Annotated in this window: 37 protein-coding genes and 5 pseudogenes; 9 read left to right on the top strand and 33 right to left on the bottom strand. The window is 48.5% G+C overall.

The features are described 5' to 3' along the window. Positions 1-39: 39 nt before the first annotated feature. The 4 genes and pseudogenes from AS136_RS24540 to AS136_RS24530 all read right to left on the bottom strand — a co-directional run. The gene (locus tag AS136_RS24540; RefSeq protein WP_038421372.1) at positions 40-507 is read right to left on the bottom strand and encodes a hypothetical protein; all 468 of its coding nucleotides are present in this window, start codon (positions 505-507) and stop codon (positions 40-42) included. Between the two features lie 67 nt (positions 508-574). After that, complete coding sequence (locus AS136_RS27565) at positions 575-742, bottom strand: hypothetical protein (protein WP_004184440.1); 168 nt, start codon at positions 740-742, stop codon at positions 575-577. Between the two features lie 167 nt (positions 743-909). After that, a pseudogene (locus AS136_RS24535) lies at positions 910-1,122 on the bottom strand (hypothetical protein); the annotation flags it as partial. Beyond that, positions 1,121-1,777: pseudogene (locus AS136_RS24530) on the bottom strand (terminase small subunit); the annotation flags it as partial. The pseudogenes AS136_RS24535 and AS136_RS24530, both read right to left, overlap by 2 nt. Before the next feature lie 118 nt (positions 1,778-1,895). Between AS136_RS24530 and AS136_RS28510 the strand changes: the two are divergent. Further along, the gene (locus tag AS136_RS28510; RefSeq protein WP_158512116.1) at positions 1,896-2,060 is read left to right on the top strand and encodes a hypothetical protein; all 165 of its coding nucleotides are present in this window, start codon (positions 1,896-1,898) and stop codon (positions 2,058-2,060) included. 74 nt (positions 2,061-2,134) lie between these two features. Here AS136_RS28510 and AS136_RS24525 read toward each other — a convergent pair whose 3' ends face one another. The 9 genes from AS136_RS24525 to AS136_RS24500 form a co-directional block, all read right to left on the bottom strand. After that, positions 2,135-2,335 carry a hypothetical protein gene (locus AS136_RS24525; RefSeq protein WP_148718837.1) on the bottom strand — a complete coding sequence of 67 codons (201 nt, stop codon included), beginning with the start codon at positions 2,333-2,335 and terminating at the stop codon, positions 2,135-2,137. Between the two features lie 72 nt (positions 2,336-2,407). After that, the gene (locus AS136_RS24520) at positions 2,408-2,653 is read right to left on the bottom strand and encodes a DUF2560 family protein (protein ID WP_063267073.1); all 246 of its coding nucleotides are present in this window, start codon (positions 2,651-2,653) and stop codon (positions 2,408-2,410) included. A 63-nt stretch (positions 2,654-2,716) separates the two neighbouring features. After that, complete coding sequence (locus tag AS136_RS29150; RefSeq protein ID WP_074158381.1) at positions 2,717-3,169, bottom strand: XF1762 family protein; 453 nt, start codon at positions 3,167-3,169, stop codon at positions 2,717-2,719. 60 nt (positions 3,170-3,229) lie between these two features. Then, a complete protein-coding gene (locus AS136_RS28375) occupies positions 3,230-3,523 on the bottom strand; it encodes a hypothetical protein (RefSeq protein WP_148718836.1) in 294 nt (97 codons plus the stop codon). Positions 3,524-3,616: 93 nt separating this feature from the next. Then, positions 3,617-3,841 (bottom strand): hypothetical protein, encoded by a 225-nt coding sequence (locus AS136_RS24515; RefSeq protein ID WP_063267072.1) that lies wholly within the window; start codon positions 3,839-3,841, stop codon positions 3,617-3,619. A gap of 32 nt (positions 3,842-3,873) precedes the next feature. Then, on the bottom strand, positions 3,874-4,149 hold the full coding sequence (gene lysC / locus AS136_RS29145) for an Rz1-like lysis system protein LysC (RefSeq protein ID WP_439331337.1): 276 nt from the start codon (positions 4,147-4,149) through the stop codon (positions 3,874-3,876). Continuing rightward, positions 4,037-4,426 (bottom strand): DUF2570 domain-containing protein, encoded by a 390-nt coding sequence (locus AS136_RS24510; RefSeq protein ID WP_063267071.1) that lies wholly within the window; start codon positions 4,424-4,426, stop codon positions 4,037-4,039. Before AS136_RS24510 ends, lysC begins: the two co-directional genes overlap by 113 nt. After that, entirely contained in the window at positions 4,423-4,947 is a 525-nt protein-coding gene (locus AS136_RS24505; RefSeq protein ID WP_063267070.1) for a lysozyme, read from the bottom strand. The genes AS136_RS24510 and AS136_RS24505 overlap by 4 nt, the downstream gene beginning before the upstream one ends. Further along, complete coding sequence (locus AS136_RS24500; protein WP_063267069.1) at positions 4,931-5,251, bottom strand: hypothetical protein; 321 nt, start codon at positions 5,249-5,251, stop codon at positions 4,931-4,933. Before AS136_RS24500 ends, AS136_RS24505 begins: the two co-directional genes overlap by 17 nt. A gap of 294 nt (positions 5,252-5,545) precedes the next feature. Here AS136_RS24500 and AS136_RS28365 point away from each other — a divergent pair, with 294 nt between their 5' ends. Then, entirely contained in the window at positions 5,546-6,034 is a 489-nt protein-coding gene (locus AS136_RS28365) for a hypothetical protein (RefSeq protein ID WP_148718834.1), read from the top strand. 219 nt (positions 6,035-6,253) lie between these two features. On the opposite strand, the gene AS136_RS24495 is transcribed toward AS136_RS28365, so the two are convergent. The 10 genes and pseudogenes from AS136_RS24495 to AS136_RS24470 all read right to left on the bottom strand — a co-directional run bounded on the left by AS136_RS24495 (position 6,254) and on the right by AS136_RS24470 (position 11,056). Beyond that, entirely contained in the window at positions 6,254-6,937 is a 684-nt protein-coding gene (locus tag AS136_RS24495) for a bacteriophage antitermination protein Q (RefSeq protein WP_063267068.1), read from the bottom strand. Next, the gene (locus tag AS136_RS28360; protein ID WP_148718833.1) at positions 6,934-7,071 is read right to left on the bottom strand and encodes a YlcG family protein; all 138 of its coding nucleotides are present in this window, start codon (positions 7,069-7,071) and stop codon (positions 6,934-6,936) included. Before AS136_RS28360 ends, AS136_RS24495 begins: the two co-directional genes overlap by 4 nt. After that, entirely contained in the window at positions 7,068-7,454 is a 387-nt protein-coding gene (locus AS136_RS24490) for a hypothetical protein (protein ID WP_063267082.1), read from the bottom strand. The genes AS136_RS28360 and AS136_RS24490 overlap by 4 nt, the downstream gene beginning before the upstream one ends. Next, positions 7,451-7,747 carry a DUF1364 domain-containing protein gene (locus tag AS136_RS27555; protein ID WP_074158380.1) on the bottom strand — a complete coding sequence of 99 codons (297 nt, stop codon included), beginning with the start codon at positions 7,745-7,747 and terminating at the stop codon, positions 7,451-7,453. The genes AS136_RS24490 and AS136_RS27555 overlap by 4 nt, the downstream gene beginning before the upstream one ends. Before the next feature lie 2 nt (positions 7,748-7,749). Continuing rightward, positions 7,750-7,956: a hypothetical protein gene (locus AS136_RS29140; protein WP_074158379.1), complete on the bottom strand. Its 207-nt coding sequence runs from the start codon at positions 7,954-7,956 to the stop codon at positions 7,750-7,752. After that, a complete protein-coding gene (locus AS136_RS24485) occupies positions 7,956-8,552 on the bottom strand; it encodes a DUF1367 family protein (RefSeq protein ID WP_063267067.1) in 597 nt (198 codons plus the stop codon). Before AS136_RS24485 ends, AS136_RS29140 begins: the two co-directional genes overlap by 1 nt. Before the next feature lie 35 nt (positions 8,553-8,587). Further along, positions 8,588-8,821 carry a hypothetical protein gene (locus tag AS136_RS27545; protein WP_023304767.1) on the bottom strand — a complete coding sequence of 78 codons (234 nt, stop codon included), beginning with the start codon at positions 8,819-8,821 and terminating at the stop codon, positions 8,588-8,590. A gap of 690 nt (positions 8,822-9,511) precedes the next feature. Then, positions 9,512-9,784, bottom strand: coding sequence for a colicin immunity domain-containing protein (locus AS136_RS24480; RefSeq protein WP_063267066.1), 273 nt, complete (start codon positions 9,782-9,784; stop codon positions 9,512-9,514). Between the two features lie 648 nt (positions 9,785-10,432). Further along, positions 10,433-10,693 carry a hypothetical protein gene (locus AS136_RS24475; RefSeq protein WP_063267065.1) on the bottom strand — a complete coding sequence of 87 codons (261 nt, stop codon included), beginning with the start codon at positions 10,691-10,693 and terminating at the stop codon, positions 10,433-10,435. 175 nt (positions 10,694-10,868) lie between these two features. Beyond that, positions 10,869-11,056: pseudogene (locus AS136_RS24470) on the bottom strand (DinI-like family protein). A 590-nt stretch (positions 11,057-11,646) separates the two neighbouring features. Between AS136_RS24470 and kwaA the strand changes: the two are divergent. Together kwaA and AS136_RS24460 are read left to right on the top strand one after the other, a co-directional pair. Further along, positions 11,647-12,243, top strand: a complete 597-nt coding sequence (gene kwaA, locus AS136_RS28895) for an anti-phage protein KwaA (RefSeq protein ID WP_063267064.1) — start codon at positions 11,647-11,649, stop codon at positions 12,241-12,243. Between the two features lie 11 nt (positions 12,244-12,254). Further along, positions 12,255-13,232 (top strand): Kiwa anti-phage protein KwaB-like domain-containing protein, encoded by a 978-nt coding sequence (locus AS136_RS24460; protein ID WP_063267063.1) that lies wholly within the window; start codon positions 12,255-12,257, stop codon positions 13,230-13,232. 19 nt (positions 13,233-13,251) lie between these two features. Here AS136_RS24460 and AS136_RS24455 read toward each other — a convergent pair. The 10 genes and pseudogenes from AS136_RS24455 to AS136_RS24410 form a co-directional block, all read right to left on the bottom strand. Beyond that, positions 13,252-13,542 (bottom strand): annotated as a pseudogene (locus AS136_RS24455) (hypothetical protein). Continuing rightward, the gene (locus tag AS136_RS24450; RefSeq protein ID WP_063267062.1) at positions 13,542-14,027 is read right to left on the bottom strand and encodes an XF1762 family protein; all 486 of its coding nucleotides are present in this window, start codon (positions 14,025-14,027) and stop codon (positions 13,542-13,544) included. The pseudogene AS136_RS24455 and the gene AS136_RS24450 overlap by 1 nt, the downstream one beginning before the upstream one ends. Continuing rightward, positions 14,027-14,626 (bottom strand): ead/Ea22-like family protein, encoded by a 600-nt coding sequence (locus AS136_RS29135; protein ID WP_228140428.1) that lies wholly within the window; start codon positions 14,624-14,626, stop codon positions 14,027-14,029. The genes AS136_RS24450 and AS136_RS29135 overlap by 1 nt, the downstream gene beginning before the upstream one ends. Next, positions 14,619-14,855 carry a hypothetical protein gene (locus AS136_RS24440; RefSeq protein WP_040206304.1) on the bottom strand — a complete coding sequence of 79 codons (237 nt, stop codon included), beginning with the start codon at positions 14,853-14,855 and terminating at the stop codon, positions 14,619-14,621. The genes AS136_RS29135 and AS136_RS24440 overlap by 8 nt, the downstream gene beginning before the upstream one ends. Then, the gene (locus AS136_RS24435) at positions 14,852-15,088 is read right to left on the bottom strand and encodes a hypothetical protein (RefSeq protein ID WP_063267061.1); all 237 of its coding nucleotides are present in this window, start codon (positions 15,086-15,088) and stop codon (positions 14,852-14,854) included. Before AS136_RS24435 ends, AS136_RS24440 begins: the two co-directional genes overlap by 4 nt. Next, positions 15,081-15,284 (bottom strand): hypothetical protein, encoded by a 204-nt coding sequence (locus tag AS136_RS24430; RefSeq protein WP_038807812.1) that lies wholly within the window; start codon positions 15,282-15,284, stop codon positions 15,081-15,083. The genes AS136_RS24435 and AS136_RS24430 overlap by 8 nt, the downstream gene beginning before the upstream one ends. Further along, complete coding sequence (locus AS136_RS24425) at positions 15,281-15,649, bottom strand: DUF977 family protein (RefSeq protein WP_038807814.1); 369 nt, start codon at positions 15,647-15,649, stop codon at positions 15,281-15,283. The genes AS136_RS24430 and AS136_RS24425 overlap by 4 nt, the downstream gene beginning before the upstream one ends. Before the next feature lie 7 nt (positions 15,650-15,656). Beyond that, positions 15,657-16,406: an ATP-binding protein gene (locus tag AS136_RS24420; protein WP_063267060.1), complete on the bottom strand. Its 750-nt coding sequence runs from the start codon at positions 16,404-16,406 to the stop codon at positions 15,657-15,659. Positions 16,407-16,408: 2 nt separating this feature from the next. Continuing rightward, a complete protein-coding gene (locus AS136_RS24415) occupies positions 16,409-17,296 on the bottom strand; it encodes a hypothetical protein (protein WP_179204757.1) in 888 nt (295 codons plus the stop codon). A 17-nt stretch (positions 17,297-17,313) separates the two neighbouring features. Then, positions 17,314-17,790, bottom strand: a pseudogene (locus tag AS136_RS24410) (hypothetical protein); the annotation flags it as partial. A 159-nt stretch (positions 17,791-17,949) separates the two neighbouring features. On the opposite strand from AS136_RS24410, the gene AS136_RS24405 reads away from it, so the two are divergent. From AS136_RS24405 to ttcA, 5 genes are all read left to right on the top strand, one after another. After that, entirely contained in the window at positions 17,950-18,258 is a 309-nt protein-coding gene (locus tag AS136_RS24405; RefSeq protein WP_063267059.1) for a DUF7740 domain-containing protein, read from the top strand. A 7-nt stretch (positions 18,259-18,265) separates the two neighbouring features. Then, positions 18,266-18,505: a DUF4060 family protein gene (locus tag AS136_RS24400; RefSeq protein ID WP_004179594.1), complete on the top strand. Its 240-nt coding sequence runs from the start codon at positions 18,266-18,268 to the stop codon at positions 18,503-18,505. 64 nt (positions 18,506-18,569) lie between these two features. Next, positions 18,570-18,782 (top strand): excisionase family protein, encoded by a 213-nt coding sequence (xisR, locus tag AS136_RS24395; RefSeq protein ID WP_004179593.1) that lies wholly within the window; start codon positions 18,570-18,572, stop codon positions 18,780-18,782. Further along, the gene (locus AS136_RS24390; RefSeq protein ID WP_063267058.1) at positions 18,783-20,021 is read left to right on the top strand and encodes a tyrosine-type recombinase/integrase; all 1,239 of its coding nucleotides are present in this window, start codon (positions 18,783-18,785) and stop codon (positions 20,019-20,021) included. A 48-nt stretch (positions 20,022-20,069) separates the two neighbouring features. Then, entirely contained in the window at positions 20,070-21,005 is a 936-nt protein-coding gene (gene ttcA / locus AS136_RS24385) for a tRNA 2-thiocytidine(32) synthetase TtcA (RefSeq protein ID WP_004203988.1), read from the top strand. Positions 21,006-21,011: the final 6 nt, after the last annotated feature.

Here is a 21,011-nt window from a genome sequence, read left to right as displayed (position 1 = left end):
ATGATAATCAGTGAAGGCTATCTTCATCCCTCGATTGAGTTACTGCAATTTAACGCCTCCCATAACAAACCGTTTGTCATCTTTGTTATAGGCTTCAAAATTTAAGGATTTCCCTTCATTGGATCTAACGATATTTACTTCACCATTGTCGCCACCAACGCCTTTCATTGTGAAGGTAGTTGTCTCCTGACCCGCAAAGGTGTTACTGCTGATATCGCTTTGATAGTAAGCCTTGCCGTCAATAATCATATCTACCATCCCGTTGTTATGCAGGTACAGCTTGGTATGATGCCACTTTCCCGTCCCGGTTAAATCGCCAGTGAGGAATTCACAGTTAAAGGAAACATCGCCTTTTTTACATTCCGACGTTATTTCCTCTTTCCCCGTAGCTATCATCTCAGCAATTGAAGGTGGGTCTTTAGGGGGGAGTAGTTTTGATATTTGAAACTTGTCATCGCAGCCCAACAATGCCATTAAACCAAGCCCGACCACCAAAGCCCTTTTCACATCCCTATCCTCATCATTAACATTTGCTCACAGGTTAGCACAGGAAAAGGTAGGGACAATGATATGACTACTTCACTTTTGCCTGTCTTTTCTGCTCTTCAGCCCACTCAACTCTCCAGGCATCATCGAGGGCCAGTATTGCTGCGTCAAACTCAATGCGGTCGATCAGGATGGTGCGCGATGCCAGGTAAAGCTCAATATCATTCAGGGATAGAGGGAGCGGCACTCCGGCCATGCCGGCATACTTCCTGCCGCGCGATATCATGGCGTAAGCGTTGAGGATCTCCCCAGTGACCGCATCGATTTCAGGCTCTGGAATGGGTGGGAGATTTAGCTTCTCCCTGCGCCACTTTGCTTTCTCGCCCTGCTCGCCAGCGAAATCCTTTAGCCACTTTTGGGCCTCTATGGCTTTTTTACGGTTTCCTGAGTCTGCTGCTCCTTACCCTGAGCAATGTTTGCCGCCTCAGCCAGTATCAGCCAGTATAGCGCCGGGTGCTGTTTCAGCATGGCGGCCCCAAGTTCTGGGGTGTAGTCGAGAGCAACCTCTATGCCGTCGACTAACTGACCTACTCCCTCCCAGCCTTTCAGCAGGAACCGAGCGGCGTTATCGATCACCGTCGCCATTGCAACGGGGGCATTCAGGATTAGGCGCGCTGGTGTGGTCGTAACCATAGCCGCCATCGTCCAAAGGCTCGCGACGTTTACGCTCAAGCGCTTCAAGTCGCTTCTCTTCATACTCGACAGCATCGCGCCATTGATACTGGTGACCGAAGCCCCAGCAGTAACGACAACTTCCGCGGCGATATTGTGAAAGGTGATTGGCATCGAAGGTGGCAAGCTGCCACATCTGTTCGAGCACTTCATCGGCGCTGCCCAGTGTGCGCACAATGGACGCTTTCTGCTGCTGCTCAATGGCCTGCGCAACGTTAGGATTCGTTAGGAGTTGCCGCCCGTAGTTTGGGTCGCTATAGCCAGCGCGCTCAGCGGCTGCCGTGGCGTTCTGGTCCTTGAGGTATTCGGCAATGAAGCGCTTTACCTTTGGACTCAGTTTGCTATCCACCAGCTCTTCTGTGCACTTTTCCTTCTGCGCAGTGCGCAATTTCTTCTGCGCAGTTTTTTGCGCAGTTTGCGCAGAAGGCTTTTTGATATATCGACGGGCGGTAGCGTAGTTCAGTCCCTGCGCTTCACACCAATCTTTCGGTGATACGCCGGTTGCGGCATGATCGGACAGGAACCGTTGCTGAAGCTCGCCCCAGTCCGGTTTTGCCATAGGTTCCTCTTTACTTTATTTAGTCTTTGATAGATATTGATGTCTCACACCAGAAGCCTTCATCCCACTAATTGTATCTCTGATGAGCGAAAACATGACTCACGAAAAGGAGAGTTGTATGAGTTTTACAGTTATGAATCCGTGGACAGACAAACCGATGACAGAATGCCCTGACGGTACATCACTTGAAGGAGTAACTTTTGAAACAGAAGAAGAAGCATTCGCTTATTTGAAAGCGCATGGTTTTAATCCAGTTCTAGTAAAAAAAGTTGAAAATAAGTAATCGCCACTATTTCCAATATACATCTCAAATAAAAAAGCCCCGCCAAGGTGGGGCTCTGAAAAAAAACGAGAAAATTACTTTTTGAAGTTCACCGCACTTTCTATTTCATTACAAGCTTGTGTTACATTTGGGTGTTCTACTATGCGATATTCACTGTGCCCTAAAATTAGGCCTTGGGCATCAAGTTTTAACTTCTCTACGTCACCACCAGCATTTCGGTAAGCTCCAACCACTGCGATAAGAGCCTGCTCCAAATCAATTTCTCTGCTTGTCATAAGATCCTCGACCATAATTTATTGAGGCTATGACATTATCATAGGCACTCAGTGAATGCCTGTTGTAATGCCTTAGCTGGACTGCTCGGAAGCGGTGTCAAACAGCGCCAGCGCTTCCGTCGCCTCTTGAACCGCTTTGATAGTCTTTGCAACAACTTCGGTTTCAGTTGTCACACGGCTGTATTGCTGGATGAAAAGCTGATATTTCAGCGGACTGTCCTGTACGAATGCAATCGCCTTAGCAGCGGCCGCGGTGTCGTAGTTCAGGGTGGAAAGCAGATTCAGGCGTGTCTGTTCTGCTGCGGTGATTTCGGCCATGTGTTACCTCTGTGCGATGTGTGGGCATTATCGAAGCCCCTCCGTGAAGGCCTCCTGTAATGCCTATCGTCGTATTTCCCACAAATAGCGCTCGATTCCTCCAAAATCATGAGTACGCCCAGCCCCGCGCTGAATACTGGATTCCCCCCAACTTTTGCGCGCTGGCATCGTTTTGACGAGTGAAAAGCCGGCGGCGCGTAAAGATGCACCTGATTCACCTGTCTGGGTATATGTGACAATCCTACGATAACCCATCCCCCATGCTGCTCGCCGCATAGCGCCATACAGCATCGAGTTAGCATTTCTAGTTCCATCAGTGCAGGTACGGTTTACTTCAAGCGTCAGCCCATCATCAAAGAATCGCGCGACCGGGCGACCGCCCATAGCGACCCCCACCAGCACCCCCTCATGCAGCAGACCAATGCTGAATTTATGCCCGGCAGGCGGCTTGTTGTGGCGGTGTAACAGACGCACGAAATCGCAGGCCTGTCGGAACGTGATAGGCACGATGTCCAAATTGCACCTCAAAAAAAAGCCTCGCATTCGCGAGGCCACAGGTTGAAAACGTTTCACTAACTAGTTAACTGGTGCGGGGCCATACTTCAAAATTTCGGCATCAACATCAAACTGACTCAGGTCTTCATTAGATGCTATAAAAAAATGCTTTTTATCTTCTCGCGTATGCTCAACTACTTGGTATGTAACTACATTCGGAATAGTTACTTCAGCAGGCTCATCTTTGCCATAAAATCTTGGCAATGGTTGTTTTTTCGAATGTAATTCTAGCTTCGGAGTTTTCAAGCCATTATGAATTTCACCGTGATGTTCACCACCAAGTACAAGATAATCAAAATATTCTAAATCTGACATAATCAATTCTCCAGTGGATACCAATACGACTATGTCACATCTTTATTATTAAAGCATTCTCAAAGCCCCCTCATTGAAGGGCTCCTGTAATGCTTATTCGGCCAGGGTGATATCGATGAAGTATTCTTTCCCCAGCTCAAACTGTTCCGCTGCTGCAGGGTTAGAGATGACCATTTGCAGTTGACCGCTGGGGGTATACTTCGACCAGGTTTCGTTCTCCGTGCTGCCAGTCGTTACCGCGATAAGGTGGACGACAGCCGAAGAGTTATCCGGCGATTTATTGATGCTGTTACATTGAAATTTTGCACGTACTGACATGGCTTTATCCTTGAGTAGGTATAACTGGTTTGTTATCCCTTAGTGGGGATAACGGCTTGCGCTGCTCTTTCTTTTTCCGCCTTCCTGATGTCGGCTTTATCCCGGTTGCACTGGCCCAGCGCCGATAGCAGGCTGACATTTAAATCCAGGCTTTGTCCCCATGTCAGATTGTCAGGGATTGCCGGCGACGGGGTTTCAGCTGTCAGGCTGGACGGTATCGGCACCACCGGCACCTTGACGTAAACCGTTCGCGTATTGCTGCAGCCGCTTAACTGCGCCAGAAGGCACAGGGCGATTAGTGCAATCATCATTCGCAACAGCACCCCTGATGTCAGCCGAGGCTCCCGATGCGCCCAGTGCGATCTGCTCTTTAGCATGCTGGTTAGCCTCTGCGATGGAGTTGAAGATGGTCATGGTGGTTAGGACGTTTGAGGTGATGGTCTGAGCGCTGGTTACCTGCTGTTCGGCAGCATCTGCTCGGGTTTCCTGCTGACTGGCGGCGTTGTGGTAATGCATTGCCAGCCACCCGAGGCAAAAAATCAGGCAGATAACCACGGCGCTGATAATGGTGGCTAAGCGGCTCATTTCACACCGTCCAGACAAAGCTGTTTCTCTGCTGCGCGGCGAGTCACCAGACCGGGAAGCACTTTCCCATCACCGTATACCCAGCGAGGAAACTGACTGCAGGCTTTTACCGCTTCCCCTGCTTTCAGATATCGAAATAATGTGGATTGCTTCATGGTTGCACACCCACAGTTAAACGTAATGGACGTTACAGCAGCGAAAGTGTTGTCGCTTAACTGTCGGCCATTGCCATAGGTATTCACACACCGCTCAGCCTCCAGGATGTTTCTCTCCCAGTCGGCGGCGATCTGCTTATCTGTTTTGCGTACGCCAGTTTTAACCCCGTGAGTATTTCCGATGCCATCAGTGAGAACAGCAGCCGGACAAACATATGGATCACGCCGACAACCTTCGGCGTTACCAATCAGTTCAAGTCCTCGTTCGTTAGTCCGAACGTTACCGGCATTCAGCACGATTGCGATAATCACGCCGACAGAACAAACCACACCAGCAGCGCCGGCCTTTTTAGTCAGTTGCGCCATCGTTGTTTATCCTGTTCATTGATTCGGTAATGACTTCCGCCGATGAGGGCCTCTCATGTACGGGCTTCTGCTGTGCGCCATGTAGATAATCAGCTAGCAGTTGCGTGCGTTTACTGTCTTCGCTGCGCTCTTTCCTCGCATCCATTCGACCCAGCACAAACGACGCGAGAGAAATCACCACGCCGATAAAACCAAAGAGGATATAAACCATGTCCTGGGTAGTGATCCCCAGCATCGAGGCAACAGCAGCCAGCCACGCAAAGAAATGGGTAACGATATTCTCGTTCTGGTTATTCATTTTCATGGTCTCTCACCTCCGTTAGTTACGGATGGCGCTTTGTTTGAAAGGGGGTCAGGCTTCACGGGCTGGATTTATCAACAAAGCACGTCGAGGATGATTCCCGTGAGCCTGAAATAGAAAATCCCGTGGCCAGGCTGGACATAAGCAATGTCGAATTATGACTAAAAATACGCTTGCTGATTATCTTGCCTTCTAAGAAAAGCATACAAAATCAGACTCAAACACATAAAATCCAATTACTTTATGTGGAAATTATTGATATTCTATATTTTAAATAATATTTCTAGCGGGTCTGAGATGAAAATCGATCACGGATGGATATACATTGGCGCATTTGCTGAAAACTTAAGCAAGTGTAAGGTTGGATTTAGTCAAATCTCTGAAATTGCTCGTTTCAAGCAAACTACCTATGCTCCAGACTACGTGCCGTTTAGGTATTATAAAATACCTATTGAAGATTTAAGAAACCTAGAAAAATATCTCCACAATGAATTGGCAACTCATTTCCCACGTATGCAACATTTACTGACTGGCGCGTTATCTGAATGTTTTCGCTGTAGCCCTGTTCAAGCAGCTGAGATTGTCGAGTACGAGTTAACGAAATGCTTGGATTTGGTTACCGATCCTGATGGATACAGTCTTGCAGGAATTGTTTACCAACCTGACTATAAAAATCATATCCTTTCTGGGGCATGGGAAACTCAACATCAGGAATTTATAAAACTTTTCCTTGATGTGGATGGTAATCCATTGCCTTTTCCCACTCACAGAGAATGGCAAGGTTAAGAGGACAAAATGTTTTCGTACTTATGCACGGCGCCATTACATGGGTTCTGAAGCATTGCCTTCCGGTTGTGGTTTATCCGTTTTGCTGCCACATTTCAACCTCACAGAAACGACAAAGCCCCAGCATTTCTGCCAGGGCTTCGATATGTTCACTTCTCTTTATCATGCCGCCACTTAAAATTAAGGCAGCATATCAAAGTAGACTCAAATGTGACGCATTTAATCCAGTTTTGCAAGTCTTATGTCTAAATTTGTCGCCTTTTGTTGTGAACGTGATCGCGTAACCTGCAAAAGTGCCTCACTATCCAGTTGGATAAAGATACCTATCATCGCCTCCCAGCGCTCTGTGAAGGTTTCCGACCAGTTCTTGGGGGTTATACCCACCATAGCCGCAAGGTCCGCGTACTGATATTGGTCGCGCCCGGTCAGTCCCGCTTTCGCATCCTGGGCCGCCAGCCATATAAGCTGACGCAGACGCTCGACCGTTTTCTTTGCAATGCGCGCGCCAGCTAATTGCTGACTGAATTGCCCCCATGCCCACCGGGTGATTGTCTCCTGATATTCCCACCTAGCGTTTTCGCTGTAGTTCCACAGCAACCAGGCCTTTTGATGCTCATCAAGCGACAGCAGCGCCCGACGCCATGAGGCCGTAGAGTATTCGACTGGCTGCACCAGTGGGATGTGTGAGCCTTTGGCGTGTGATTGCTTTCCGGGGATCGGAGGGTTGTTCAGCGTTATCCATTTTTCCGTTTCCTCATCCCAGATGCGTTTTTTTTTGCGTGGGAATGTGTTCGTGTCGAACTGAGCATTCTCCAGCCAGGCCATGAGCTGCCCTTTTGTCGCTCCGCTCAGATCGGCAGTGGCCACTATCAGTTGCTGGCGAATGTAGGATAAGTTTTTCATGAATTTTCCCCTGCTTTCTGATTACGGATTTGGTTTCTGAGGATGCGATATGCCACCGGGAACGAGCCCCGATAACGGATGAGGTTCAAACGTTGCCAGCGCTGGCGGATTGCTTCGATAAATTCAGGTTTCACTCATCGACTCTCTCGTTTTGCCACAGGGGTAACGGTGTTTTATTACCTGCACGACGGATCCTGGATTTTGCGTTTTTCTCTATCTGAATCAGCTTTTCGATGTTCTGGCGGCGTTGTTTTTCTTCCCGGCGAAGATATTTCACGTTCTCCACATCTCGATTTTCGGTTTCGCATAGATGCAGGATGTAGTTGAAAGGCTCGACAAGCGCATCGCAGCGGCGACAGCGGAGAGTTCTCTCTTTCTCATCGACCCAAAGAGATTCGTGGTGACAATAAATTTTCCCACCGTCTTCCCGGCGCATCGCCAGCTCCTCGCGTAGATCCTCTCTCCTTTCAGGGAACGCAACGACGTTACTCAGTTCTTTTTCGGTATCAGTTGTCATGACTTTATGAACCCCTCTCGCCGCCATATTTCGAGTGTTCGGAACACACCTTCTGCATGCATCAGGCGTAATTCATCGTGGGTGTAATCGGTGGTTTTTTTTCTGCCGTCGATCAGGTCATGACACCCGCTGCAGGCTATTGCAGCTTGGGTGTCATCGGGTTTGCACCCGGTACCACACGTTCCCGCCAGACGGTAATGCGCCAGTACGCTGGTTTCCGGATTGCCATTACAGTGCCCGGGAATACGTACTGCGCATTCGCGGCCCCGGGCCGCTTTACGTAGGTTCGCCATACTCACCCCCACATCCTGTTGCGCCAGCGAGAGTCTGGCCGCGGCGGATTTTTGTCCTCCACCAGCTGCGCGCTGACGGTCCATGTCATAAAGTCAGGGTTTAAGCTTCGTTCGACCTTTACGCCCCGCTGGCGATATCTAGCCATCAGTTCGTCGGCCTGCTGCGTTGTGCATTCGAGATGGTGAAACCATGAGCGTTTCATCGGCATCACCCCGCAAAGCTTAAAAGCTGGTTAGCGGCGTTCTCAGCTTCCTGCAGGCTGTTGAACGAACGAGAGAGGATCCACCGCCAGAGAACATCCAGCGATGCTTTGTAGAGTTCCTGGAACTCGCGTTCGTCCATGCTTGCGAAAGAAATGCTGCGAGGGTGTTTTTTCAGTGTGCCATCCGGCAGCTGTATGGCGTCATAGTGGCCGGCTTCAACGATGACCCACGCCCGGTAAGCATCGAAGGATTTGCAAATACTGATATAGCCGGATCGCTTTTCGGCTATTCGGTCGAGATATTGCCCGGCGGCATCAAGTAACGCCGATTCACTCCCGCCATATGCAGCAAGGTATTTGGCGTAACCTGTGATAAGCCTGCGCTCGTTAGACGAAATCGCCCCGCCGGTAGGTTCCCAATATTCAAAGCCGAGATTGAGTAAAGCAAAGTAACGGCGGTGAAACGCCGGATTGCGGACAAGCTTAAAGTCGGCCTCCAGAACGGCGCCGAGCTTGCATTTTGATTGCAAGAAATCGCTGGTCTCCTGCGTGGCAGGGATCAGTAAACCTTGTGACTGCTTTATTAAGTGCAATTGCGCCATGGTTTCTCTCCGTGGCGCAGTAGGTCAACGGTTGTTCAGGCCGTTGATTTCATATTATCAGAAGGCGGGATAACCCGGTAGCCGAGGCGATGAAGAAAACTGGTCATTGCGTTGAGATTAAATACTCCCTCGTCCTCAAGCAGTGGTCGCATAGAAGTAACACCATTTGCCGTGTATACCAGAACCCGGCCTGCTGCCCTGATGCTGCCAACAACTTCACCTGTAGAACGTTTAACCAGATCGTAGTACTCATTACTCTCATTGCGCATCCCTACCTCCCGGAAGCAAACCATATACTGTGTTTTTATACAGTATAAATTATGTTAAATCACTTACATGTGAAAATTTCACGGTAGCGGAAGATATGATGGCAGATGAAGATCGTCCTACAAGCCACTATTTTCAAAGGAGATAATCAAAATCGAAACTTTGGTGCTTTTGTTTATTTTTACCGGTTGACGGAGGTAAAAGCTTTGCACGTTGGCCAAAGGCATATTTTGTGTGTTGTACAAGTCCCTATTTGATCAATGCAGTGATAAAATAGCAAAATATGATATTTAGTTAAAGTAACCGAAGGTTTAGCAGCATTAAAATCCAAATTATTTTGAAATATCCACATGACATATTGCACCGCCCTTCTGACAAAAGATGAGTAATGTTTAATGACAAGGAACAAGTGTTAATAAACACCGGTGCAGGTTTGGATAATTAGGTGGAACTTCTGATGTACTGTCTGGCCTCCTCCTGATAGTGTGTGCTAGGACGAAAGCGACCCCTTATCACAGGTAAGGTGGAAGTGGAACTTAAGAGATGGTCGTGGAAGTTGTTGTCGCACGCGTCATTTCCTGAAAGCTAAAGTGCTGCATGTAGAGCGCAACGGTCACCGGAGTTGTTCAGGCTCCGATAGCATATACCATACTTTCAAAATCAATGCTTTATCTCAGAGCCAATTGGAAAAGTTACAGGAGTTGATACTTCGCAAGAGTAGCTTTAACCTCCTTGTGCAAACCATCTGAATCCAACTCGCTCTCTCTTCTCACGGAATCCGATGTATAACAATCAGCAAGAATAAAAAGTTCAGCCGCACACTCTCCAATATCCTTACTATCTTGTGTAAGCTGGCCAGTTCTCCCTTCATTTCGCCACATATTGAAAAAATGGGTTTCGAATTCATCTGCAGAAATTTGTAAGGTCACTAGTTTCCTTGCAAGTTTTATCAAATTCATACTCATTACAGAACTCCTTTTTCAATATTGTTAAGTTGATATGGACAGCATTATATAAAATGGCAGTCTGAACCGAACCATCATCCATATCTAACACCACCAAATGGTCAGTTATCGGATTATAATACACCCTTAAGTGTTGTTCTCATAGGAAAGCGCCATTTCAAGGACATTCTCAGCCAAATGGGCTTCTTTTGCCCCCTTGAGTGTGGTAATAATTCTTGGGAATACTTGGAGGGGATAATGGGGTGGCACAGCGTTAAGATAGCCCATAGATAATATTTCCCTGGCATATTTCATGTCACGATTGGAGAATCAGTCGGGAGGTAACATCATTGGAAAGAAACAGCTTCAGGTGCTGAACCATAGCTGCGAAATTTCCGTTATGCAACCTTATGCCTTCTTGAGGGAAGTTCACTCTTTATCTCAAGAGAGATAAAACGATGAATGAAGAACATAGCCGGTGACTGAAGCCATCGGTCACAGTCATTGCTTAAGTTTTTGTGCATCATATGTCCCCAACTTGACGCCGGTCATTAGCGTCAGTTGCTCAGGCTGACGAGATAATTATCGCCCGTCCCGGGGATAAATGAAAAATAAGCATAGGCGAGAAAAACCCGCACCAAGCGGGTTATATGCGGTCGATGATTATAATTACATTGGTTTAAGATTTGATGCCTTTATTAAACGTTCTATCTCAAACCCTTCTATGCTTTTACAGCTTGCAAAAGCATAGTATTTTCCATCAATCCTCATTAAATCCATTATGTATCGAGGAGCACTGCGAACTTCTGTATGCGGTGAACGAGAACTTACAATGGTGGGAGTATAATCTACAATAACACCATCACGTTGGAACTCTCGCTCTTCTATTTCACCGTCACGATTGCCGCCGATAAGCAAGACCTGAACCATTTTTTCTCCTTGTTTAATCACTTCTTAGAGTACTGCTCAGCCATATTAATGTAGCGCGGGCCCGCAGCTTAAGGTAGCTCAACGTTTTAACTTTAGTAGCGGACGCGCTCCACGAAATAATCCCGAAGGTGTCCGGCCTGCTAACGCATCACAACCTCGGCGAACATCGGCATGCTCAGCCGCTTGTCTTCTTCGCTTCCTTTGCCCCACCAAAAACGCTTAAACCATCCGAACCAGCACGGCGAACAACCAGACTGCAATCCTCGAACTGATTCCGGATCTTGTTAGTAGTTTTTTTTGCAGCGCTGACATTGCTCCGTCTGGAAGTTTCTTTGTGAGATCAATGGTTAATTCAACTTTCATGGCGGCCTCCTTTGCGAATTCTGTGCTTTTATACAGTATATCTGCATAGGAAAATGGTAAACTTCGTAAGAGCACTTTTGGGAATCCTAGTCCATTGTTTATCATCCAAATTTTCAGCATTTAGAAGGAGAATCCGCGCGTATAGTGTTTTCAGGTTGGAGAGTTATCCTTGGAAAATTTAACTTATCGCAATGTGTCACATCACTAATTTTGATTTTTTCCAACCACACGTACGACAGTAATACGCGCCACCCTTGATCTTCTGTGGAGTAAGCTAATTATGAGTTTAAACCCCAAAGAAAATACTGTACATTAAACCAGTGCCAATTGGAGAGTGGTAAAGGGCTTTGGGGCTGGATTTTGACGTTTGAAAGGTTGTAAAATCATCAAGCCAACCTTGTGTTTCAACTACCATCAGACTCACTGATATGCGTCTGTGGCGGTAGCGTGCCAGAAACAATCTTGCTACAAACCCAATCCATCTCTTTACGTATCTGTGGATTGCCAATGAGTTGTTCGCAGTGTGTAACTACACGAAAAGTACAACTTTAGCGATGCTAAGATGTATATTAACCTAAGAGATGTAAGCCATGAAAAAAAGAACAGGTTTAAAGTATGCATTATATATATTGTCACTATGGCTATTATTTGTATCACTTTTTATAATGTCATATGACAAGAGTCTTTTTGTAAGTATATCAACATATCTGGACAACAAAGATACAGGGATATTAATTTCAAGTATCTCGCCAAAAAATATAGTTTTTATTTCCAGCTTTGCAATGATAGTTGCAGGTGTTTTAATTTTCCTATATTTATTATTTTCCTTTAACTCTGGTTGGTCAGTAGCGTGCACTGTTTCTGATGTTAGAAATGAAAGTCATGAGCATCTTGAATTTTTAACTACCTATGTTATGCCTTTGGTATTTACTGATGTGAACAGCAAGAGGACCATGCTGAATCTTTTGATCATGATAATAGCTATAGGAATGATTTATGTAAAAACAAATCGCTTTTATTCTAACCCATCGTTAGCATTGCTTGGATTTAGAATTTTCAAAGCTAATATAAATGATAGAGGAACCAAAGAATTTGTAATAATTTGCCATGGTGAAATCGATAAAAACAGCAGAATAAAATATATCAAACTAGATAACAATACATGTCTTGCTAAAATTACTCAATAATCGAGGATGAAATGTTCACAGCAATAAATAATATATTAAATTCAGCCCAACTCTCCGGCGAGGCTTATTTTGTTGCAGAACACCAAGGGCAACTAGATATTTTCAGAGTAGCTCTAGAACCAGGTGCAGAACAGAAATTAACACAGTCTTTCAGTCGATCACTTAAGCGTGATGTTGTTGACCCAAACACTGGACAAAACGCCTTGCCGTTAGTTTCTTCTCTGCTAAGTAGAGATAAGCAGGTGCATGAATATGATCACCAAGTAATAAACCATCTTCCACCTGCTCTAGCAAAGATGGCGGACGTGCTTGGCTTTGGAGTTAATAATACACCCACTGACTTTGACTTTGCCCAGCAAAATCTATCAAACGTTAAAGGAATAGTTTATTATCTTTGTGATGGTCAAGGTAACGGAGTTGTTGTTTACCAACACAAATATCCAATCGCACTACATAAAAAAACAAAATTGTCATATTTCTCTGCGAATGGTAGAACCCTTGATGAGGTCACCCATGACAGCATTGACATAAATGGGAATGTGGATTTCTTTTACTTTAACAACAAGTATTATGCACTAAACATCAACTTACTTGAAAGAGCATATGGCCTTGAACAAGTCATAAACAATTTAGCGGCAAATGCAACCCCTCATATAATAGCACTGAACATCCTGGACGTATCAAATCATCCGAACCCTGCAGACATTTTTAATGACATGCATCGAAATAGAAACTTCATGCGCAGACTTGCTACCACAGCAAACAGTCCACTAATACAGAATGGAACTATTAACATAGCCAACATTCAGACATTAATTCAAAACTTCCCGATTCTTGGAAGGAATATAATAATTAACCAAGCTGGATTGATAGAATTATCATCTCAAAAGCAGAAACTATATTTCATTCGTCTGCTAAATAATGAGGCATCTTTCACAGCATTAAACCAAGAACCTTTTCTTGCGGTTGGAAAAGACTCAGCGGCATAATTTATATCACAATAGTGTTTCAAACCTTAGGTTTTATAGACGTGAATACTATCCCCAGCTGTTCAGAAGCAATCGGGTTGGGTTCGCTCGCCGCGAGAAACGTCTCGCTTTCCGGCATTTTTTCCAGCCACATACGGTTGATATGGTGCTGCAGTCGGCGCTGGTGGTGCGCCGGGAGTGTCCCGGCTTTTTCAATCTGAGCGAATACCATCCTGACTTCCGCTGGCTATACTGTTTCAGGCACATCCACCAGCAGTAGGCTTTCCAGTTCCTGCAGGCGTTTGCATGCGTATTCCAGTGAAGAGTCCACTATTTCACCTCCACCTTGATGCCAGCGGCGCTACGAATTTCCCAGAGCACGCGGTGAACGCCACCATTTCCAACCGGGTCGCGCTTGTCTTTCAATGCCACGCTTGAGGCAGACCAGCCAGGCCGAGCCGGTAACTCTTTGACGCGCACAAAACCAGCGGCGCGCAGTGACGCGCCGGACTCATCAGCCTGGGTATATGTGATGCAGCGGTGATACCCCATTGCGCGGGCAGCGCGCCATACCGCGCCGTACAGGACGCTATTAGCGTTACGCTCGCCAGTGGTGCAGGTGCGATTGACCTCAATTGTCAGACCGTCGTCAAAGTGACGTGCTACCGGGCGACCGGCCGTCGCAACGCCAATTAGTTCGCCCTCGGCATTTTTCAGCCCGATACTGAATTTGTGGCCGCGTGGCGGTTTATTGTGCCGATGATGTTGTGCGATAAATGCCTGCGCCGCTTTCAGCGTTATTGGTGAGATGACCATCACTCAGCCTCCACCTTGATGCCAGCGGCGGCACGTTCAGCCTCGCTTTGTTCCCAAAACCACTTGTGAAGCGCCATAAGCTCTTCATCGAGCGGAGCATATTTGCGGTCGAAATATGCCTGTGCGTCTTTCTCCGCTTCATCAGGCAATTCGCCTGGCCCGAAGAGCGTGTTATAAATCCACGCCAGCCCGTTTTTAGCATCGCCAGTGACCTGCCATTCGATGATTGCAGCCTGCATAACCAGGATATTTTTCCCGATCAGCAGATCGAGCTGCTGATAGCGCTTACGGATATATTCGTTTTGCGCTTCAAGTTCTGCGTTGCGCTGCTGCGCCTTCTCCAGCGCCTCTACCAGCGCATCAATCTTGTCTTGCTGCGCTTTCCACGCAGTTTCTGGGTCTGCGCATTCCGCAAAATGCTCTTCGCCTTCACCACAGTGCGGACAATAGCAATCTGAATAATCACCAGAGTCGCCCATAGGTTCGCCACCACTCAATTCACTGCTGGGATAAATTTTTCCACAGTCGCACTCAACCAGGTAATACGGATAGTCGACAGTACGGCCACGCAGTTGCGCCAGCTCGGTGATATCAGTCATGGCTGGCCTCCTCGAATAACACATCCCCCTCAATACCGCCGACCTGATAAACGATCGAGCCATCTTCCCGATATTCCATTGGTGCAGCGCTCCAGCCTTCGCCACTGGGATCGTCATCGTCGCCTACCTGGACAAATCCACCAGCAACTACACGGGCCGGATACATTTCACCTTCAGTCCAGTATCCTTCGGTATCCTTAATGCAGAAAATTTGCAGTGAGTTGCTCATTTGGCCCCCTCATACAGCTGCGCTGCGATGCACGAAAAAAAAGACTCCCTCGTATGGCGGTTAAGAGCTGGCGCAAAGGCCGCATTAAGAACGGCAGCATCACAGCCGTCATCGATATAGAGCGCAATTTTTTTCTCCAGGCGCGCTTTGGCCTCCTGCAGCTGCATACTCCGGCAGGCGCGCGGGATATACTCAGCAATTTGAGCGATACATTTTTCGTTCTGTTTAAACATGCTTCACCCCGATAGGCTTGATGGTGTCCAGCAGCAGCCGGCGGCGCGTATTTTCTGCAAAGTGACGGCGCCCGGTTTCTTTGCGGTAAAACTCGTTTTTGCCAACGACCCACATCCGCTCTGTCTGGTGCAGTTTTTTTACCTGCGGACCGTCTTTGGTGAGCACGGTGCCGGTATGGGTTTTTACGATTGTCATACGGCCTCCCGGGATGACGATGCAGGCGTACAGGTAAAAATGACTTCCTGAATATCGAGGAAACGCTGGAATACGGGGCAACCAAGCAGGCTGTAATTCATCCCAACAGCAACTTTCGGCACCAGGCCAAAGCGCTTCATGTCAAAGTCGATGACGGCCCGCTGATCGCGGAAAAGCCCCAAACGACCATGCCGGACAACCTCGCCAGTCGCTTCTGCTTCGGAAAAATACCGCTGGACAGTAGCGCGGCTCAGCCCCAGTTTTTTCATTGCCTCGGCGGTCGTGAGTCGCCCCTGATGTCTGGTGATCCGAATCACTGCGCGGACGTACTCTCTGCGCTCAACTGCTGACAATGCTCTAGCCATACATACCTCACTTAACGACGCGCAAATGGCGTACGTTTTTGCGATAGCTGTCCCATTCAAAATTCACCCACATGCCGCCATCCATCTGGAGTCGGTCAAGGATCCGTATGCCCAGTGTTTCCCTCAGCGATTCATAGTTCAGGTTGGTTAGGATGCCGACAGGTCGCATGGAGGACAGCCGGCGATCGATAACCTGATTCAGGATGACTTTTTCACCGCTGCTTCCGCGCTGAATACCCACTTCATCCAGAATAAGCAGGTCCACATGGCACAAATCATCCAGCAATGACGCCTCTGACTGCCCGCCGTCATAACATTCCCGAACACGCAGCATGAGATCAGGAATGGTTACCACCAGTACAGAGCGGCCACCCGCCAACAGGTGATTTCCGATTGCCGCCGCCAGATGATTTTTCCCGGTGCCTGGCGCTCCGCTGAATACGAAGCTCGCAAACCCTGAGCCGAATTGCTGCGCGTAACTTTTCGCCAACGAGAGCGCCCGACGCTGGCCATCCGACTCAACCTGATAGTTCGCGAATGTGCAGCCGCGGTGCAGATCCTGAATTCCTGCACGTCCAAAGATTTTCTCTGCACGTGCGCGCTGGTTTTGTTTTTCCAGTTCCTCACAGCGCTTACGGCCTTCTTCGGCTTGCCAGGCACGCCATTCATCAACGCTGCCGAATTTTGGCTGAACACCAAGGGGAATGAGTTTTTTCAGTCGTTCCAGTGCATTCCCGGTGCCAATCATGTTTTTCATCGCTACCCCCTGAATCCCGATGGGATGGTTTTGTCAGGTTCCGAAATCTGATTGGGATCTCGTGCGCCTGGCGTCTGCTGAATCGCCCACGGCTCGCTGAAATGCATACCAGGGCCAAAAAACGTTTTCGCCTGTTTCACGTACTGCGTGTTGAGGATTCCCTCGGCTTTAACGAAAGCCACGTAACGCACCACTCCTGCGAAGATTTCCGCCGTAGTGGTTCCCTCCCTGATTCGGGCATTCCAGGCTTTGAAGGCATCGGATTTGCTGTTACCCCCTGCCCGCTTGGGATAAACCGACCAGACCTGCTCGAACTCATTCGGGTATATTTTTTGAGGTTCAGGTTTATCGCCTTCGTCCTGGTTCTGATCGTCAGGGGGTATGGCGGAGCCATGCCCCGAACTATCTTCTTCCTGATCCTGATCCTGTTCCTGCTCCTGTTCCTGGTTAAGGAACGGTTCGAGAACCCTTTCGGAACCCTTTAGTTTTGCGATACCAATGTGGGATATTGCCGAGGCTAAAACCCGCGCCAGCTCTGGCTTCACCGTAGATTTGTCCGGGACCTGATCAAACAAACGAAGTGCTGCAATTCCCTGGTTTGGGTTTTCAACTGAATTCCAGGTCAGAAAGTTACGAATTAGCACCCATTTCGATGACGAATCACGCGTTGCGAAACCGTTAGCCGATAGCTCATCAAACCCTTTCGAAACCCTTTCAGGAGTCCAGGCAAGGTCTTCCGAAACGTATCCATCAGGCAGCCTGAAGCATCCGATCATGTTTGTGTGTTGCCCGGTGAGCAGGTACAGCGCCAGCAACCTGGCATCATCCGATACCCGGCGCATTCCATCGCTTATCCAAAATGATGTATGCACCTTGCCGTAATCACGCATAGAGACCCCGTTGTTGCTTAAACTGGTGTGTTTTCATCACCAAGCACCCACCGCAAAGCCGCTGCGTATTCGCCGCTGGCGGTTTGAAGTTGCTGGGTGATTTCCTTACGGGATTTGAGACGAGGCTTTGTGTCGCCGAGGACAGCGCGCTGGCGGCGAGCTTTCTCGTGGCCAGTTACACCCTCTGCCGCTGCCTCTAACTGTTTGACCGTTTCCCGTTGCTTTTCCGGTGGCATATCGACCAGCTGACGCGCTTGAGTGACAGTGACTTTTCCAGCCTCAACCGCCGCCTGGACGGCCTGCGTAGCATCCAGTAGCGCCACGGTAGCCTGAACCGTTTTTACGCTGCAGCCAAAAAGGAGGGCAATGTCATTTTCGTCATGACCGTATTCCATCTGCTGCACCATTTTTTTGGCCCGGCCCAGTGGGGTATCTGGTTGCGTTATCTCGTTTTCGCTGACCATATACTTGGCCATTTGAATTGCTGAACCTCGGATGCATTTACGAAGCGAAGACGAATCACTCAACGCCAGGCGCCGCCGTAATCGTGAATCAAATGCGCGCGCTCGCGAACGTGAAACGCCCGCACAACGCAAAGCCAGACTGGAGAAAAACAGATTGAGAATGGCTCTTCGTCGTAAGGGAGGTGCCAAATGAGCCTGAAACACCGCCTGCCCGAGCTGGAAGCCAGCATCGACCCGGCAGCATTGCGCGCAGCCGCCGACGAATATTCGGATCTGCTTATGACTTTGTGCTTGTGCATGAAGACGGCCGGCCCCACCCGGGCGAACGTGCGCGCCTGCGCCACCGAGCTTAAAAAGCGCCTGACAACCTGGCACAGCCATAAAGAGCTCAATGCAATTCTGTCCAATTGGGATCCCGTTGGCTATGTTCTCGGCCTCCGCCGTGAAGCGAACGACAACGCGCGCGCAGCTGGCGATCCGGTCGATGTTTTTGTGTGAGGTGAATATGCGACTGATTAACCGAAGCAAACAATCACCGCTGGGCCGCCAGGCGTGCGATGCGGCACTGGCTAAGCACGTAGAACGTTACGGCGATTACGGACGCAGCCAGATGAAAGAGACGTATACGGTGCAGATTGAAGGAGTAAAGGTCTGGGTGGAGGTGGTGAACCGTAAAGCGAGTTACGTGGCCACGGCTATGACCGGCATGCGCCGGTTGAGAGCCCTCCCCGGCCAGGTCGCCTGATAACGAATTATCAATCCACTACGGCGCGCATGCTTATACTCGGCATGTCGCCAGAGAGGTTTATATGGCGCAGATCATTTTTAATGAAGAGTGGATGGTTGAAAAGGCTCTTATGGCACGAACTGGCCTTGGAGCCCGGCAGATTGAAAGTTACCGACAAGGAGCCTGGATAGAAGGCGTTCACTTCAAAAGAGTTTCCCCTTCTGGCGAAAAAACTTTGCGCGGGACTACCTGGTACAACTATCCGGAAATTAATAAATTTATCCGGGATTCGTAAATGGCAACACTACCTACAGGCGTGGAGATTCGTGGTAACAGAATATGCGTCTGGTTTATGTATAAAGGTAAGCGCTGCCGCGAAGTGTTAAAGGGGTGGATTGTAAGCCCCGCAAACATAAAAAAAGCTGGTAATTTAAGAGCGGTAATTACCAGCGAAATAAACATGGGGGAATTTGATTACGGGCGTCGATTCCCCTCATCCAAAAAGGCAGTGGCGATTAACACCACGTTACAGGTGAGCACATTTCACGAACTGTGTGAACTATGGCTTAAAATTAAAGAAACTGAAATCAGCGCCAATACTCTAAAGAAAACAAAATCCCAGGTTGATACAATAATAAAAATCATGAACGGAAACACTATGCTCACTGCTATTGGATATAGTGACGTTCTTAATTGTAGAAACGAATTGCTAACAGGAGAAACCTTCTATTCAAAAAACAAGCGTAAAAATAAAAAAGGCAGAACAGTTTCTACTGTCAACAATTATGTTTCTTTACTGTGCTCTATTCTGAATTTTGCGTACATGTCGGATTTTATCCAACATAAACCATTTGAGAGCGTAAAAAGCCTGCGTAAAACAAGGGTTAAGCCTGATCCACTTACAAGAGAGGAATTTGCAGCCATCATGGCAAGTGAACGAGGCCAAAGCCAGAACATGTGGAAATTCGCCGTCTATTCTGGTGTGCGGCATGGTGAGCTGGCGGCTCTGGCATGGGAAGATGTCGATCTGGATAAGGGCGTGATACACGTTTGCCGGAATCTGACAGCAAACGGCATGTTCGGCCCACCAAAAACAGCGGCAGGAAACCGGACGATACAATTGCTCGGCCCTGCCCTGGACGCGCTGAAAGCGCAGCATGAACTGACAGCAGGACATTCGGTATCCACTATCACGTTTCACCACAGGGAATACGGCTCAAGCGAGGAACAGAATTTGCGATTTGTTTTCATGCCGCGGAGACGGAAAGGCGAGCAAAAACCCTGCTACTCGCACAGCAGTATAGGCAGCAGATGGGAAGCTGCAGTAAAACGCGCTGGCATTCGCCGCAGGAATCCGTACCATACGCGGCATACTTTTGCCTGCTGGCTCCTGACGGCTGGCGCAAACCCGTCTTTTATAGCCAATCAGATGGGGCATGAAAACGCGCAAATGGTGTACGACGTTTATAGTACATGGATAGAAGAAATGAACGGCGACCAGGTTTCTATGTTGAATTCCCGGCTTGGGCTTTAACACATTTTGCCCCCTATATGCCCCTTTTAGATTTTGAGAATGTTAACAATGCAAGAAAATCAAGAACTTACAAAGAAAGAGAAATACAACATCGATAAGCTGCAGAAACGTCTGCGCCGCAACGTCGGTGAGGCGATTGCCGACTTCAATATGATTGAAGAGGGCGACCGCATTATGGTTTGTCTTTCTGGCGGCAAGGACAGCTATACCATGCTGGAGATCCTGCGTAATCTGCAGAAAAGCGCGCCCATCTCCTTCTCGCTGGTGGCGGTGAACCTCGATCAGAAACAGCCTGGGTTCCCGGAGCATATTCTGCCGGCGTATCTTGAGCAGCTGGGCGTGGAATACAAGATTGTCGAAGAGAATACCTACGGCATCGTCAAAGAGAAGATCCCGGAAGGGAAAACCACCTGCTCGCTGTGCTCTCGCCTGCGTCGCGGCATCCTCTACCGTACCGCCACCGAGCTCGGGGCGACCAAGATCGCCCTCGGCCATCATCGCGATGACATCCTGCAGACGCTGTTCCTGAATATGTTCTACGGCGGCAAAATGAAAGGGATGCCGCCGAAGCTAATGAGCGACGACGGCAAACACATCGTCATCCGCCCGCTGGCGTACTGCCGCGAAAAGGACATCGAGCGCTTCTCCCAGGCCAAAGGCTTCCCGATTATTCCGTGCAACCTGTGCGGTTCGCAGCCAAATCTGCAGCGTCAGGTGATCGCCGATATGCTCCGCGACTGGGATAAGCGTTATCCTGGGCGCATTGAAACCATGTTCAGCGCGATGCAGAACGTGGTGCCTTCGCATCTGAGCGATGTCAATCTGTTTGACTTTAAAGGTATCACCCACGGCTCCGAGGTGGTGGACGGTGGCGATCTGGCGTTTGACCGGGAAGAGATTCCCCTGCAGCCTGCCGGCTGGCAGCCCGAAGAAGAAGACGCCCGTCTCGATGAACTGCGTCTGAACGTGGTGGAAGTGAAGTAACCCTCA

It is taken from the genome of Klebsiella sp. D5A, assembly GCF_001620885.1.
Lineage (GTDB): Bacteria > Pseudomonadota > Gammaproteobacteria > Enterobacterales > Enterobacteriaceae > Klebsiella > Klebsiella variicola.
Note: the sequence above shows the minus strand (reverse complement) of the source record. Positions and strands in the feature narration are given on the sequence as shown.

What these genes read in the sequence shown, in the direction of transcription:
- AS136_RS24515 (WP_063267072.1), bottom strand. Translation starts at nt 3,841, where the DNA reads ATGTCAGTACGTGCAAAATTTCAATGTAACAGCATCAATAAATCGCCG.
- AS136_RS24490 (WP_063267082.1), bottom strand. Translation starts at nt 7,454, where the DNA reads ATGACAACTGATACCGAAAAAGAACTGAGTAACGTCGTTGCGTTCCCT.
- lysC (WP_439331337.1), bottom strand. Translation starts at nt 4,149, where the DNA reads ATGATTGCACTAATCGCCCTGTGCCTTCTGGCGCAGTTAAGCGGCTGC.
- AS136_RS24405 (WP_063267059.1), top strand. Translation starts at nt 17,950, where the DNA reads ATGAGCCTGAAACACCGCCTGCCCGAGCTGGAAGCCAGCATCGACCCG.
- AS136_RS24510 (WP_063267071.1), bottom strand. Translation starts at nt 4,426, where the DNA reads ATGAGCCGCTTAGCCACCATTATCAGCGCCGTGGTTATCTGCCTGATT.
- AS136_RS24475 (WP_063267065.1), bottom strand. Translation starts at nt 10,693, where the DNA reads ATGGTTCAGGTCTTGCTTATCGGCGGCAATCGTGACGGTGAAATAGAA.
- AS136_RS24430 (WP_038807812.1), bottom strand. Translation starts at nt 15,284, where the DNA reads ATGACAATCGTAAAAACCCATACCGGCACCGTGCTCACCAAAGACGGT.
- AS136_RS24485 (WP_063267067.1), bottom strand. Translation starts at nt 8,552, where the DNA reads ATGGCGCAATTGCACTTAATAAAGCAGTCACAAGGTTTACTGATCCCT.
- AS136_RS24460 (WP_063267063.1), top strand. Translation starts at nt 12,255, where the DNA reads ATGTTCACAGCAATAAATAATATATTAAATTCAGCCCAACTCTCCGGC.
- AS136_RS27565 (WP_004184440.1), bottom strand. Translation starts at nt 742, where the DNA reads ATGGCCGGAGTGCCGCTCCCTCTATCCCTGAATGATATTGAGCTTTAC.
- AS136_RS28365 (WP_148718834.1), top strand. Translation starts at nt 5,546, where the DNA reads ATGAAAATCGATCACGGATGGATATACATTGGCGCATTTGCTGAAAAC.
- AS136_RS28510 (WP_158512116.1), top strand. Translation starts at nt 1,896, where the DNA reads ATGAGTTTTACAGTTATGAATCCGTGGACAGACAAACCGATGACAGAA.
- AS136_RS24500 (WP_063267069.1), bottom strand. Translation starts at nt 5,251, where the DNA reads ATGAAAATGAATAACCAGAACGAGAATATCGTTACCCATTTCTTTGCG.
- AS136_RS24415 (WP_179204757.1), bottom strand. Translation starts at nt 17,296, where the DNA reads ATGCGTGATTACGGCAAGGTGCATACATCATTTTGGATAAGCGATGGA.
- AS136_RS24390 (WP_063267058.1), top strand. Translation starts at nt 18,783, where the DNA reads ATGGCAACACTACCTACAGGCGTGGAGATTCGTGGTAACAGAATATGC.
- AS136_RS24400 (WP_004179594.1), top strand. Translation starts at nt 18,266, where the DNA reads ATGCGACTGATTAACCGAAGCAAACAATCACCGCTGGGCCGCCAGGCG.
- AS136_RS29140 (WP_074158379.1), bottom strand. Translation starts at nt 7,956, where the DNA reads ATGCCGATGAAACGCTCATGGTTTCACCATCTCGAATGCACAACGCAG.
- AS136_RS24420 (WP_063267060.1), bottom strand. Translation starts at nt 16,406, where the DNA reads ATGAAAAACATGATTGGCACCGGGAATGCACTGGAACGACTGAAAAAA.
- AS136_RS24450 (WP_063267062.1), bottom strand. Translation starts at nt 14,027, where the DNA reads ATGGTCATCTCACCAATAACGCTGAAAGCGGCGCAGGCATTTATCGCA.
- AS136_RS24480 (WP_063267066.1), bottom strand. Translation starts at nt 9,784, where the DNA reads ATGAGTATGAATTTGATAAAACTTGCAAGGAAACTAGTGACCTTACAA.
- AS136_RS28375 (WP_148718836.1), bottom strand. Translation starts at nt 3,523, where the DNA reads ATGTCAGATTTAGAATATTTTGATTATCTTGTACTTGGTGGTGAACAT.
- kwaA (WP_063267064.1), top strand. Translation starts at nt 11,647, where the DNA reads ATGAAAAAAAGAACAGGTTTAAAGTATGCATTATATATATTGTCACTA.
- ttcA (WP_004203988.1), top strand. Translation starts at nt 20,070, where the DNA reads ATGCAAGAAAATCAAGAACTTACAAAGAAAGAGAAATACAACATCGAT.
- AS136_RS24525 (WP_148718837.1), bottom strand. Translation starts at nt 2,335, where the DNA reads ATGACAAGCAGAGAAATTGATTTGGAGCAGGCTCTTATCGCAGTGGTT.
- AS136_RS24440 (WP_040206304.1), bottom strand. Translation starts at nt 14,855, where the DNA reads ATGAGCAACTCACTGCAAATTTTCTGCATTAAGGATACCGAAGGATAC.
- AS136_RS29135 (WP_228140428.1), bottom strand. Translation starts at nt 14,626, where the DNA reads ATGACTGATATCACCGAGCTGGCGCAACTGCGTGGCCGTACTGTCGAC.
- AS136_RS24425 (WP_038807814.1), bottom strand. Translation starts at nt 15,649, where the DNA reads ATGGCTAGAGCATTGTCAGCAGTTGAGCGCAGAGAGTACGTCCGCGCA.
- AS136_RS27555 (WP_074158380.1), bottom strand. Translation starts at nt 7,747, where the DNA reads ATGGCGAACCTACGTAAAGCGGCCCGGGGCCGCGAATGCGCAGTACGT.
- AS136_RS24435 (WP_063267061.1), bottom strand. Translation starts at nt 15,088, where the DNA reads ATGTTTAAACAGAACGAAAAATGTATCGCTCAAATTGCTGAGTATATC.
- AS136_RS24495 (WP_063267068.1), bottom strand. Translation starts at nt 6,937, where the DNA reads ATGAAAAACTTATCCTACATTCGCCAGCAACTGATAGTGGCCACTGCC.
- xisR (WP_004179593.1), top strand. Translation starts at nt 18,570, where the DNA reads ATGGCGCAGATCATTTTTAATGAAGAGTGGATGGTTGAAAAGGCTCTT.
- AS136_RS24520 (WP_063267073.1), bottom strand. Translation starts at nt 2,653, where the DNA reads ATGGCCGAAATCACCGCAGCAGAACAGACACGCCTGAATCTGCTTTCC.
- AS136_RS24505 (WP_063267070.1), bottom strand. Translation starts at nt 4,947, where the DNA reads ATGGCGCAACTGACTAAAAAGGCCGGCGCTGCTGGTGTGGTTTGTTCT.
- AS136_RS27545 (WP_023304767.1), bottom strand. Translation starts at nt 8,821, where the DNA reads ATGCGCAATGAGAGTAATGAGTACTACGATCTGGTTAAACGTTCTACA.